Raw genomic sequence first — 13,889 nt, forward strand, 5'->3', positions numbered from 1 at the left:
TCAACCTCCAAATTTCCATAGCGAAATATAGTCTAGTCTCTTTTGGATTAAAGCCCCTACAACCTGAGGAGAGAGATTCCTTTTTACAAACTGTTCACCCTCGAACGAGATTTCTCCATAGTAGATTTTGTCATTACATAATCTACACATAAACTGACTTGCTTGCTCAATGTCTGGATCAGCCCAATATTGATACGATTTGTAGGGCCCATAATCCTGTTTAAGTTGGATTAATTCATAATCCACTAAACAAGAGTTACTTTTATTCATGAAATCAATATTTGAAGACCACCCCGTTGCAATCACGGGTTTGCCCATATACATAGCTTCAGCTAAGCCTAACCCAAACCCTTCACTCCGATGTAACGATACAAAGCTATCCACTACACCGAGTAACGCATTGATATCATTGCGGGATAATGTTTCATTTATCAAATATATATTTTGATATTCACCAATAAGTTGATGAAGCTCCTTTAGTTCATAATTACCACTTCGCCCACCATTTACCTTAATAACTAAACCAACATTAAAATCATGTGGTTTAAAAGCTTTTTGGAACGCCCTAATAGAAGCCTGAGGATTCTTCCTTTCCTGGTAACTCTTTAAATCATACATTGATAAAAAGAGGAATGAGTTCTCAGGTAATTTAAAGTAACCACGATCCCTTTCATCTGTAATTTCAACCTTAATACTATGAGGAATTTTAACTACCGGGACAGGGCTTTTTATAGAGATAGAGTCTGCAATAAAAGTAGATGGAACCCAAATTTCATCTACGAGACTAAAGCTCTCTTTCCACTCATCTGGAAAGTCAGGGAGCTCCCAATGCCAATACCCAATATTGTATCGATCCTTAAATATTGAGTTACCATAATGCGCATAAACCTCCATCATTTGTTCAGCGTTAATATGAAAAATATTAAGGTTAAAATTAGGCTCCGATATTTCTTTATGAAGCCATGTCAAATCATTCATTCTAGCGGAATTGGTCCCCGTAAAATTAATTATGCCAAACGAAAGCTCTGTTGCATCTAAACTTCTGGCTGCTATCCTACAAGATTCTCCAATGCCCATTTCAGCTCTAGCGTATCCTATGAGATTGACACCATCCAAACAATTACCTAGCTTAGTATCCTTTTTAGCACTAATAGGAAATGCTTTTTTTAGCAAAAATTGTTTAATTCTTTGCCTATATGAAAAAGGAAAAAGCGCTACCCCTAGTGGTTTTAAAATGACCGCAACCTTATAAATCTGTTTTGAGGTAAATGACTTCAAACTCATGTGTATCCTCTTTCAGTATTAAGTACCATTTGGAAACTTCCTTTCTCTAACCCCTAAAACTCTTTTAACCTCAAGAGGTTTCTTATGACATCTGGTAGCTCTTCCAGTAGTTATTATGCTAAAATATTGTCGTATCTACAAGAAAAGGAGACTCAAACCTTGTCGAATCCAGTATACGGTAAACAAAAGAAGACGTCGAGTAAAGGATCAATCGACTCAGCATCATCGCTCCTATGGACACTGACCATAGGACTTATCTTATTTTTACTCTGGTCCTCTTTCCAAGTTGCGTTATTTAATGGACAATTGCTCCAATACGAGGGCCCCATTTATTGGGCAGTTGCAATTTCAACCCTCCTATTCGTTATTTGGGCAGCTGCTTCTTTCAAGCAAATCAAACTAGAAACGCAGCAAGATTGGCTTAAGATTGCGGTAATATTACTTCCACTTACCTACGTACTTTCACTTGTAAGTGCAGCATCAAAGTATTTGGCAGTTAACATGATCCTTATCCAATGTATCTATGCCATGATCTTTGTAATGACTATGTATCTGCTCAAAAACAACAAAACCAATCATATCATACAATCTTCCTTAATAGGAATTGCATATGTAATTGTCGGATTTGGAATGCTAAATTGGTTTGGTGCTTTTAGTTTAACGGGCAAGCTAGTTGAGTGGTTCTCATCCGGAGTTGTGAATGGCGTTTATAATCAAACCATCTGGAACGACTCAAACGGCCCACGACTTGCATCGGTATTTCAGTATCCTAATACATACGCCGCATTTTTGATGGCTTTCTTGTTTATTACCGTTTTTAGTATGATTCGCGCGAAAAAAGTTTACACCCAAATACTACATGGATTCATGCTTGTACCGATCATTCTGTCCCTACTATTGACACTCTCTCGGACCGGGCTTGTAATGCTCCCTATTGTATTTGTTATTCTGCTATTGATGTTGAAACCTGCTAAGCAAATTCTGTGGTTTATCTATTGTGGAATAGCTGCAATCGGTACACTGGTTGTGTTGAATCCAATAAATACAGCAGGACTTGAATTGCAACAACAATTTTCCAACTCACTTGCAGTTAAAGGTTGGTTGTATTTAATTGCTGCATCCATAATTGTGGCTCTCGTATGTTGGGTTATCCAGCGTTGGATCGCACCGCGACTGGAGAACGGGCTTCAATCCTGGTCAGCTCGAAAGGGCTCCAGTTTATGGATTCCTCTAGGGTCTGTTATTTTGACAGTCATTGTTGCTGTGCTTCTGCTTGGTACGAGTGTGCGGAACGTTTTGCCGGATAGCATTAGCACACGACTTGAAAACATCAATTTTCAACAGCACAGTGTGCTCGAACGGATTACGTTTTATAAAGATGCCACAAAACTATTTGCGGACTATCCAATCATAGGTGCCGGGGGTGGAGCTTGGACCACCTTGTATGAAAAATATCAGAACAATCCTTATGTCAGCGCTCAAGCTCACAACTTCTTCATGCAGTACCTCGTTGAGGTTGGAATCGTAGGATTTATTATTTTTATGGCATTTATACTCTTTGTTTTCTATCAATATGTGCGTAGCTATGTCAAAAGGAGTGAGGAAGAACGCGAATCTCATTTTGTGTACTTTATCCTGTCCATGTCCATTCTGGTACTGAGTATCCTTGATTTCAATATGAGTTATGTTTTTATTGGAATTCTTGTTTTCCTTGGTCTCGGTGGAATGGCTGCTGCAATGGATCCTAAGCCGATGCGTCGATTAAAGCTTAGTGACTCCACAGCACGTGGAATGTACAGCGCGATTGCTGGAGTAGCTGTAATCATCCTGCTCATTATATCTGTTCGCTTCCTGCAAGCTAACCATTACGCTTACGAGGCAAAAGAGGTAGCTCAAACTAGTCAGGACTTCCAGGAGATCAAAGCGCCACTCGATAAAGATCTGTCGATTCGCAGCACACATACAGATTCGTTGCTGATGCTTTCTTCCCTTTATCAACAGGGCTATCAGCAGACACAAGATGACCAGTTCTATACATTCTCTGTAGAGTTGCTCCAACGTGGTCTTGAAGCAGAGCCATTTAATAAGGGCATGGTTAAGCAACTCATGGGTCTATACGAATTGAAGGGTGAATCAGACCAAGCCTATACTCTCCAAAAAGAATATGCCAACAACTATATCTGGGATATGGATTGGTATGAACAGCTAATTAGTCGTTCGTTTGATCTCGGATATCAGGCACTAGGACAAGGCGATACGACTAAGAAAGAATCCTACTTCACTTCGGGTTTGGATGCTTACCAACATGTTGTTGATGGAGTAGAACATCTGAAGACTCTCCCTGAAGGGCAGCTTCAAGGAAACCCATTCGAGCTTACTCCAACAATGATTCTGAATGCAGGAAAAATGAAATACATGTCAAATGATTCTGCCGGAGCTGTAACAATTCTTAAGGGTGGAATTGCAGAGGATTTGAGCGATGCTACCAACCGTGAAATTGCTCGTTGGTATCTAGCGGCTCTGACGAAAGACGGACAACAAGATCAAGCGGTCTATGATAAGCTCATTGCTGTTGCACCTAATGAAGCTGACGAGATTAAACAGATTGCTGAACTGAACTTCTAACAAAAAAAGTGTCCTAGTGAGTCTATTAATAATATTTCACACTAAAAAAGGTTTGCCCTAGATGGGCAAACCTTTTTTCTCTAATCCTTTAGAAGCAAGCTAATTCGACGAAACGATCTTCTTCAAGTAATCAAGCAAATCATCCCTAAGATCCGGGCGCTGAAGCGCATAATGAATGGTCGTCTCAATAAAGCCCAGCTTCTCCCCAACGTCATGACGTAAACCATCAAAATGATAGGCGAGGATCTGCCGCTGGTCGTTCAAGCGGGACAAGGCATCCGTTAACTGGATCTCTCCTCCGACACCGGCAGACTGCCGACCTAGAATATCGAAAATATCGGGTGTAAGAATATAACGTCCCATGATGGCTAGGTTTGAAGGTGCGTCTTCTGTCTTCGGTTTCTCGATTAAACGACGTGCACGGAATACACGATCATCGGTTGGAGAAACAACCTCTCCGTCCACAATTCCGTAACGGGATACTTCGCCCCAGTCAACAGGTTGTACCCCTACAATTGGAGATTGCAGCTCATCATAGACTTCCATCATTTGCCCCAAACAAGGTTGCTTGGATTCCACGATGTCATCCCCAAGAAGGACAGCAAACGGTTCGTTCCCAATAAACTTGCGGGCGCACCAGATGGCATGGCCGAGGCCCTTCGGTTCTTTTTGCCGGATATAGTGGATATCTGCCATATCCGAAGGTTTGCGAACTTCGTTCAGCAAGTCCCATTTCTGTTTGCCTGCCAGATTCTGTTCCAGTTCAAACGAATAATCGAAATGGTCCTCGATGGCCCGCTTCCCTTTACCAGTAACGATAATGATATCTTCAATACCTGAAGCTACCGCTTCTTCGATAATGTACTGAATTGTCGGCTTGTCAACGATGGGCAGCATTTCCTTCGGCATGGCCTTGGTTGCAGGCAGAAACCGGGTACCCAGCCCGGCAGCTGGAATAATGGCTTTGCGGATTCGCAGCTGAACCCACTCCTTTGCTAGATAGAGTTATATTTTAATATATTTAATGATGGCAAACTCCAATGTGATTGGACTTCATTATACCATCAACAGCTCCCGAATATCCTGCTCGGATAATGTCGTTGATCCCCCATCTCCCGGTTCAATCACTTCGGCAATCAGATCCTTCTTCCGCTGCTGCAGTTCCAGTATCTTCTCTTCGATCGTGCCTTCCGTAATCAAACGGATAACCTGCACGACTTGCTTCTGCCCCATTCGATGGGCGCGGCCAATGGCTTGTTCTTCGACTGCGGGGTTCCACCACAGATCATATAATATTACGGTATCTGCACCGGTTAAGTTCAGTCCAGTACCGCCAGCTTTCATTGAGATCAGGAATAGCTCGCCTTCCCCCTCGTTGAATCTGCGGCACATGTCTACGCGGCTCTGAGACGGTGTTTGGCCATCCAGATAGAACAGATCCCTTCCCTGTGCAGCCAGCGTCTGCCGGATCAAGTTCAGCATACTTGCAAACTGGGAGAAGATCAGGATCCGCTTGCCTGCCGCGAGACAATCCTGAACCGTTTCAAGCAGCTGCTCCATTTTGCCTGAGTCTCCCTGGTACCCTTCCACAAACAGAGCCGGGTGACAGCACAGCTGGCGTAAACGGGTGATGCCTGCGAGTATTTTGATCCGATTCTTCTGAAAACCGTTCTCTTCCATATCCTTGGAGGTCTCATCCTGAAGCTGGGAGAGATAGGCGGCATACAGTTTCTTCTGCTCCACAGTTAACTCAGAGCGCTGCACCGTCTCAATGCGATCCGGCAGCTCTTCCAGCACGTCCTTCTTCAGGCGGCGGAGAATGAACGGACGAACCATCCGGGCAATGCGCTCAGGCGGCAGATCCCGGAATCTTCGATAGCTTGGGAAAAGACCAGGGAATATCGCTTCGAAGATGGACCACAGCTCATCCAGCGAGTTCTCTACAGGCGTCCCTGTGAGCGCAAAGCGCCGCGGAGCTTGAATCTGCTTGACGGCCTGAGCCGTCTGGGAGGAAGAATTTTTGATCGCCTGAGCCTCGTCCAGGATAAGCGTATGGAATGTTCTTCCCAAATACATGTCTAGATCTCGACGCAGCAATGGATATGACGTTACGATGACATCCGCCTGATTCATGTCTGCGAGCATGTTGGCACGCTCTTCCTTTTGTCCTGCAGCGATCAAGACTCGCAAATGCGGGGCAAAACGCGCAAATTCATTCGCCCAGTTGTAGGTCAACGAAGCAGGTGCGACGACAAGCACAGGGGGATGGGTCGCATGGCTTCTAATCGTTAATCCATCCTGCGTTGCTCCCGATGCACCGAAATTACCCTCTAGCCCCACCAGAGACGCCTCATCCCATGGCAATCCGGTTGCAGGGTCAATCCCTGAATAGGCGGCCTCTGAAGCACCCTCTCGCAGTATTCCATTTTTCCCGTAACGATCTGATCCTCCAATATCTCCGTCTAAAATCGGGTTCTCACTTAGTTCAGCCGTGATATACGCGATACTTTGCAACGTTTTGCCAAGTCCCATATCATCTGCCAGGATCCCGCCAAAACGATAAAAGGCAAGTGTGCGCAGCCACTGATATCCACTGGCCTGATAATCCCGCAGCACGGGAGTGAGTCCATTTGGCAATGCAAAATCCATCCGCTCAGGATCACGAAGGTCATCCAGGAAACGCTTCAGCGAACCTCCCCACTTCACATGACCGGAAACCTCATCCCGGCCCGGAAGCTGTAACGCTCGAACGGCTGGCAGCCGAATGTGGCTGCCTTTGATATCGCCCGTTCCAATGCCCAGCGAGTCCGCCATGTGGGCGAAGCTGTCAGCTCCTTCATTTTCAAGCGAAAGAAAGACACCGCTCCGCAAGCGGAAATACGGTTTCTTTTCCACAATGCTGCGCATAATCTCTTGAAGTTCCTGCTCGTTCACGCCTTCCATTTCAAACGAAATCTCCAGCCAGTCCAGTCCTTTCCCGAGATCTGCCCGGACTTTGGGAGGTGTCGGATAGGATTGCATCAAGGCCTTCACTGCATTCGGGACATAGATGTCCACCTGTTTCTCCAATTCTGGCACCAAATGATACATCACATCATAGATCGCATCTTCACGCTCGCTCGCCCACACACTGCCTTCACGTTCCAGGAAGGAACGATCCAGTCGCTCAATCAGATTCCGCTCGGCATGACGATCACGCACCAGGATAACCTTTTTCTCTTCTTCGTCGATCAGATACTCAGCCAGCGGGTTAATCACCATTACACCATAATCAAACTCCAGACGCGCAGTGATCCGCTCCCGGTAAAAATCAATGTAGAGCTTCGGCGCAAGCTCCGGCTCGGCAATTCGTTCACGTACCTGGGAGTCGATCGACAGATGCCCAAGTGTACGCAGTTCCGGCACCACATGCTGTACAAACTCATCAACTTGCTGAGATGAAATATCGATGCTTTCCTTAATGCCATAGGAGGTGAGTGCTCTGCTCAAGTCTTCCAGACTGCGCATCTGCATCGGCTCCAGCATATGAAGTTGTCCTTCGACCACAGCAGCATCATAAGCCGGAAGTAGAATCAACTCACGCAAACCCGAGATCTCGAGCTGGTACCCCTCATTGTCCCCCTGGGCAATCCGGTAAAACAGAGGCAGTGCACCTTCACCCAACGTGAGCGGTCCGTTCGCAAGTCCCGTACCTTCCATCCGGCTGTCGGCATGGAGCAGCAATTCCAGCAGCGGTTTCCACACCAGCGGCGCAATCAATATATCCCGTCCATCCGAAGCACCCAGATAACCGGAGATGGATTCACGATACGCTTCCTCGCTCTGCCTCATACGAATCAGCATCGATAGAATCTCCTGATCCTGAGGGCTGAAATAATGCATCGAAGGATCATAGAAAAACAATTTGGTGAACGACATCGGCTCGCCCTTTTCGACGCAGTTCAGGAATTGCTTCACCTTTTGCACCACGTATAGCCGCTTACTTCCGACCTTAAGCTCCAGTGCGAGCTTGGCCCCCCCTTTGTGAACCTGAACGAGCTTGCATATAAACTGAACCTGAAGCTCTTCCCGCAGCGATGAGCGGGTGACAGGTGCTGTAAATTTACGTTCACCGGCATGTAAGGGACTGCGTTCCTTGGCAAAGATGGACAGAATCTGGTCGGCTGTGCGATACGAAGGCTTGTCTGCTGAACGTCCCCAGCCTGGGGCTGAACTTGGGCGGCCTGCCTGGGCAAAATGGGCAACCGGTTGATGATCCACATCAGCAACGGAATTAAGCCCGAAAGCCGAAGACCCATTCTTTTGTGCAAAAGAATGAGATGTTGTACTCGTACTGGACTCTGTATACCGTTTTGAATCTGAACCTTCGTGTCGTTCCAGATTGTCATTCCTAGCCGAGTCTAAAGTTGAAGAAGAGTTAGGACGCTCCCACTCCTTCTCTTCCACCAGCGTACCTACTCTGGAACCGGAGCCTATACCAGAGCTAGAAGAATTCCCTGAGGAAGGTTTGGATGACTCCTGAGATATGCCGGTACCGGCAGCTTTAAGCTCCTGCTGCTCACCCCATTCATGAATCGCCAGCAGAACTGCAGCGACATGTTTGCAATAGTCATAATACCGGCCATCGCCTGGACAAGTGCATGTTGCCTCAACTTCCCCTTTTTCGTCCAAATCCACCTTTACCTGATATCGTTCCGTGCCACGCACCATGGCTTCATAATGACGCTGATTGTCACTGACAACCAGATTGCTCACCCTGCCGGACTGGTTATAGGCTTCCCCTCGTATGAATGCCGTGACCCCGCACAGCAATTTGATATCCATCATGGTGAATGGCGCCACGTATTTCGCCTCCTTATGCGTTCTGGCGGGTATGAATATTCTCTCAATCCACCTGTCCCTTTTACAGAAAAAACCCCAAGAGCTCCGTAAAGCAGAGATTGGGGTTGCTTCATGCTTGTAACCTGTTGCTTGCTACAATACTTATCGTCCTAATAGATGTAACCTACGATCCGTTTATTTCACCAATTGACCACGCGTAACGCCCAGTTGGTTGGTTGCTTTCAATGTTTTCCATACTTGTGTACCGCTAATCTCACCGCGAAGTGCACGGTTGTACAGATCAATAACCTCCATAACCTGCTCCGGCGTCTCTTCCAGGAACTCGACGCGGTAACGGGATACACCCAGGTCCATGAAGTTGGTCAGGTACTCGGCACCCGACTGTTCCACTGCGTTATAAACGGTATTACGGCAGCCTTCATCCACACGTACCGGGTGGGACATGCCGATCCGGTCTTGCAGGGATGCACGCTGTTCTTCACAAGGGCGTCCACAGTTCGTATAATCCGTTCCTTCACTCATAAACGTACAGTACACACAGTGCTCCGTATGGAACATCGGCAGATGCTGATGAATAACCACTTCGGTCTGGCTTGTACGGGAGTTACCCAGCAGATCAACCATTTGTTGAATGTTCAGGTCATAGGATGGCGTAATCCAGTCACATCCTGCTTCCAGGAACAGTTCAACAGCCTTATGGTTGGCGATGTTCAATGAGAAGTCACCGATCAGTTCCGGGTGCTTCGCATCCGGGTTCTCCATCCGATGACGCAGGTAGAAGTACAGCGCACCTGTATTACGTACCAGCACAGCGTCCGGCTTCAGACGCAGGATGTTGTTGTGATATCCGTTCTCGCCAGGCATGTGAATACGCGGTGTTGCCAAGGCAATCTTGCGGCCAGCGGCGTGTACGGCTTCTACGGCTGCCGGGAACTGCTTGATAAACTCGAAGTCGGCGTAGATCATGCCGACACCCGCTTCCAGCGCTGCCTCCACTTGAGGCAGGCTGCGGCAGAGCGCGGTCAGCTCTGCTTGACCGCGAGCCACTGGCGATGCCGGTTTAACCGCATCGCCGTAAACTTCTACCGCCCGTTTCACGTAGACGGGCGGTTTAGGGCGCTCGCCCGCGAGCTGTTCCACCGCCTGACGGCGAATGTTATTCAGCTCGCGCATCGGGATGATGACGTCACCATGCAGGTTGACGTCAAGCTCTTCCAGCTGGAACACGGTGCCGCCCAGACGTCCGAATTGCTCCTCGAGCAATTCATAGGTCATTGGACGCTTCTGGGCAATGTCCAGTTCCATCTCGGAATCGATCCGGACGGTCGTGCCCTTCTGCACGTCTGTCCACCAAGTGCTGAGCGGCTGCCCAGGGCTGCCGATGACTTTTACTTTTACCGGGAATACACGGTACGGCTTCTCGGTCTCGAAGCTCTGACGCAGACGTTTGTCTAGCGCAGGGTCATTCGTTTTCCACACTTTGTCGCCAACCTTCACGCGGCGCAGATCCACGTCACTGCGACCTGGCACGATGTCCACGATCCAGCCTTCACCGGCTTCGCCTTCAATTTTCACGCCTTTACGACGTACATCGTATACCCGTCCGCCTTCTTCCTTCTGCGTTGGGTCACCAGCGTCAAACACGATGCCGTCTCCACGCTTCACAGGTGCGTCCAGCTTCAACACAACACCGTCACGCAAAACTTGATCCACGCGTCCGAGGTAGACACCACGGCTTTTCGGGAACGTACCATCAACCAGCTGTTTGTTGTTCGTACCGTCCAGGAAACCATGTGTGAAGCCACGGGAGAAGCTTTGCTGCAGCTCACGGATTTCTTCCTTGCTTGGTGGCGTATTGTCACCGTCGAAGTAACGGTCAATTGCTTTGCGGTATTTGCTAACCACGTTCGCCACGTATTCCGGGGTTTTGAGACGACCTTCGATCTTGAAGGACGTTACGCCTGCTTCGATCAGTTCCGGCATCAAGTCAATGGCAGCCAGATCCTTCGGAGACAGCAGGTATGCGACATCACCCATCGGCTTATGTTCTCCATCGATCATCAAGTCATATGGCAGTCGGCATGCCTGTGCACATTCACCGCGGTTCGCAGAACGTCCGCCCCACATCTCGGAGGTCAGACACTGTCCCGAATACGATACACACAGCGCACCATGCACGAATACTTCCATTGGAAGTTTCGCCTGTTCACCAATTTTCTGAATTTGCTTCAGGTTGTTCTCCCGGCCAAGAACGACACGCTCCATATCAAACGGCTTCGTAAACTCAACCGCTTCCGGTGATGTAATCGTCATCTGAGTGGAACCGTGAATCGGGAAATCCGGTGAGATCTCACGAATCAGTTTCACCAAGCCCAAATCCTGTACGATCACGGCATCTACGCCAGCATCGACACATGCGTCGATCAGTTCCTTGGCATCCGTCAATTCATTTTCAAAAATCAATATATTAAAGGTCAAAAACCCTTTTACGCCATAACTGTGCAAAAACGCCATAATCTCCGGCAGTTCTTCCATGCGGAAATTGTTCGCGCGTGCCCGTGCATTAAACTTTTCGACTCCGAAGAAAATCGCATCCGCGCCATTGGCCACCGCCGAACGCATACAATCCCAATCACCTGCGGGTGCCAGAAGCTCGACGTCTTCTCTTCGTAATGTTGCTGTTTTCATGTAGATCCTCCCCATAACCGGCCGTAGCCGGATTTCATCCCTGTATCCTCATACGCTGAGCCTGTACCTTCATCCCGTTGCCTGCATTGTCACTGTATCGCTATATCTATACATTATGTCTGTATTGCCTGATTCCCAAGCCTACAGTCATCTTAATTTATCAGATCAGCAGTCATAACTCCTGAACTAAGATATTGTACCACTTCTGCACTCACTCTTCTACGCTTTCCTGAAAAAACCGTTTACCATTTTCATTTCCATCTGCTGACTTATAATTTTACACTTTACCACTCCGATTGCAGTACCATCTTCCGATCGCTGTTATCCCCGGATTTTTTTGATTCCCTTTATAAAGGGGAAAATCCGGGGATAAACGCGGGGCTTATGCTTCCGATGCAGCTTTCTTTCAGAAAGCTTTCAGCTTCGCTTCTTCAGATTGGTTCTGCACTCTTCGTTCCGTGTAATATTGGATTCATTTGATTTGATATAGAAAAAACCGGAAGGTCTCAGACCCTCCGGCATAAACTTTATTATTTTGTAAAAGTAAATGATTTCACGGCTTTCTCCAGCGCTGCGTTCTGCACATCCGTTTTGTTGGCATCATTCAGTCCTGTCGTAATCGTATACGTCATTCCATTCTGTTCAAAGACGATCTGCTGCCCAGTATACGGCACGCCATTGTCCAGTTCATGATACGTGAAGGAGAACGCTGGAACACCAGCAATGGTCGTCTCCCCGCTGTTCAGCAGCTTGAAGTTTTTCCGCGTTTTCGCGGCTTCCTCATAAGCTTCTCTCAGCTGGCTGACCGTCATTTCGACCGATTGATCCTCGTTCACGCCAATGGAGAATTGACCGCCTGTGAACGTATAAACAACGGGAGAATACTCGAATCGGTCATTATACGCCGTCCAGTAACGCGGAATGTCGACGCTGTAATGGTATCGTTTGGAGGTACGCGTTAAAGTTTTCGTTTTATCGGTCAAATACGGATCTTCATCCAGTTGTCCGAAGTTATCGGAGACGGTATCAAAATCAATCACCACACTATTCATCACCCGCTCAAACCATTCCCGATCCTGAGTCTGCTCCTCAGGGAATGTGTATTCGGCGTAATAGCGATAGCCGTTTTTCTGCAAAAGTACATCGAACTCCGTCTGCCATCCGTCACCGAAGTTATAACGGAACTCATTGACCTCCGCCGTTTCGCCGGAAACATCAATGGTATACGAACGAATCGGTTCATAACTTTCAGGTGTGAACGTTTCTCGCATCCACTTGTCCAGTTGACCGCTCCAGTCTTTTACGGTTGCCCCCGCTGGTGCTGAAGTAACCCGCAATTGCAGAAACGCGCCATCTTTGGACTCATAAGTCATCTGAGTATTATCCATGGACCAACCAGCCGGGACACTCAGTTCGATGCCATAATCGTCATTCCATGCGGAACGCATGCCATTATCGACGGTGGACAGATCCTTAATGGTCCGGTCCGATTGCACGTAGGTAGGCTGGAATGAGTTGAGGAACGCAGCACGTTTGTTCAGATCCTTGTAGTTCAGTGCATCGTAATCTGCCAGGTAAACGTCATATTGACGTCCATTATTAATGTACTGGCGCATCTCCCATAACATGCCGTCCATATCTTTAACTACGATTCGGGCATAAGGCGTTTTGCCTTTGGCAACGGATTCCCGGTCCAGCACCGTATCCCCTGACTGCTTGGCCTCCTGAACCAGCTGCTGCAGCATGTCATCCGAATCCAGAGCCACATCCTGATCGCTAACATACACCTCAAGGTAGTAACTGCTGTCCGCCGAGCCAAACGTCATCATCCGCTCCTGCTCACCTGTTTGCAAAACCATCAGATCTGCCGGGTAATTGATGGACCAGCCGTAATAGCTGTTGCCGATTCTCGTTTTGCCTGCGTCGAGATCGATGCCGCCCTCATCTTCATCCACGGAATCATCTGTTTGCAATAATCGAATGACCACTTCTCCCGAACTGCTTGGAGCGAGTGTTGCTCCAATGCCGGCAGCTACCGGACGAAGGGGGACCATAAGCACGCCATTTACCATTTTGGGAGCGGTACCCATTTCCTTTTTGACCCCATCCACCCAGGCAATGGAGCTGCCAATCGTTAAGGTGACCGTATGCGGGCCTTCCTTCACTTTGACGACATCATTATTCTCCAGCCGAATTTCGCTGCCAAACGCCTTCTTGAACACACCGACAGGCACCATCGTCACACCCTTAACCTTATACGGTTTGGCGATCGCTTGCTTGCTGCCGTTGATGTAGGCGCTCGTGCTTCCGGCTTGGATCCGCAGCTCGTTCGTCGTATATTCAGCTGCCCATACAGGCATTACAGCACCCATGGTCAGCATCCCGGTTAACACCCCTGTGCTCAGCACACGTAAAAATGACTTCTTCATTCCGTTCCATCGTCCTCTCTG

6 protein-coding genes and 1 pseudogene are annotated in these 13,889 nt (G+C 47.9%); 1 reads left to right on the plus strand and 6 read right to left on the minus strand.

The features are described from left to right. Positions 1-1,284, minus strand: a complete 1,284-nt coding sequence (locus tag MHB82_RS26855) for a glycosyltransferase (protein WP_341176248.1) — start codon at positions 1,282-1,284, stop codon at positions 1-3. 159 nt (positions 1,285-1,443) lie between these two features. On the opposite strand from MHB82_RS26855, the gene MHB82_RS26860 reads away from it, so the two are divergent. Next, positions 1,444-3,909 carry an O-antigen ligase family protein gene (locus MHB82_RS26860; protein ID WP_341176249.1) on the plus strand — a complete coding sequence of 822 codons (2,466 nt, stop codon included), beginning with the start codon at positions 1,444-1,446 and terminating at the stop codon, positions 3,907-3,909. 99 nt (positions 3,910-4,008) lie between these two features. On the opposite strand, the gene galU is transcribed toward MHB82_RS26860, so the two are convergent. From galU to MHB82_RS26880, 5 genes and pseudogenes are all read right to left on the minus strand, one after another. After that, a complete protein-coding gene (galU, locus tag MHB82_RS26865) occupies positions 4,009-4,887 on the minus strand; it encodes a UTP--glucose-1-phosphate uridylyltransferase GalU (protein ID WP_341176703.1) in 879 nt (292 codons plus the stop codon). A 78-nt stretch (positions 4,888-4,965) separates the two neighbouring features. Next, entirely contained in the window at positions 4,966-7,827 is a 2,862-nt protein-coding gene (locus tag MHB82_RS26870; protein ID WP_445671274.1) for a DEAD/DEAH box helicase, read from the minus strand. A 666-nt stretch (positions 7,828-8,493) separates the two neighbouring features. Further along, positions 8,494-8,736: pseudogene (locus MHB82_RS32110) on the minus strand (SWIM zinc finger family protein); the annotation flags it as partial. A 189-nt stretch (positions 8,737-8,925) separates the two neighbouring features. Beyond that, positions 8,926-11,439 carry a U32 family peptidase gene (locus tag MHB82_RS26875; protein WP_341176251.1) on the minus strand — a complete coding sequence of 838 codons (2,514 nt, stop codon included), beginning with the start codon at positions 11,437-11,439 and terminating at the stop codon, positions 8,926-8,928. Between the two features lie 530 nt (positions 11,440-11,969). Further along, on the minus strand, positions 11,970-13,868 hold the full coding sequence (locus MHB82_RS26880) for a stalk domain-containing protein (RefSeq protein ID WP_341176252.1): 1,899 nt from the start codon (positions 13,866-13,868) through the stop codon (positions 11,970-11,972). Between the last annotated feature and the right edge of the window lie 21 nt (positions 13,869-13,889).

The organism is Paenibacillus sp. FSL K6-2862 (assembly GCF_038005125.1).
GTDB classification, from domain to species: Bacteria; Bacillota; Bacilli; order Paenibacillales; family Paenibacillaceae; genus Paenibacillus; species Paenibacillus illinoisensis_A.

Excerpts from the sequence above, each read along its gene's own strand:
- MHB82_RS26875 (WP_341176251.1), bottom strand. The coding sequence starts at position 11,439 with ATGAAAACAGCAACATTACGAAGAGAAGACGTCGAGCTTCTGGCACCC.
- MHB82_RS26880 (WP_341176252.1), bottom strand. The coding sequence starts at position 13,868 with ATGAAGAAGTCATTTTTACGTGTGCTGAGCACAGGGGTGTTAACCGGG.
- MHB82_RS26870 (WP_445671274.1), bottom strand. The coding sequence starts at position 7,827 with ATGTCGTTCACCAAATTGTTTTTCTATGATCCTTCGATGCATTATTTC.
- MHB82_RS26855 (WP_341176248.1), bottom strand. The coding sequence starts at position 1,284 with ATGAGTTTGAAGTCATTTACCTCAAAACAGATTTATAAGGTTGCGGTC.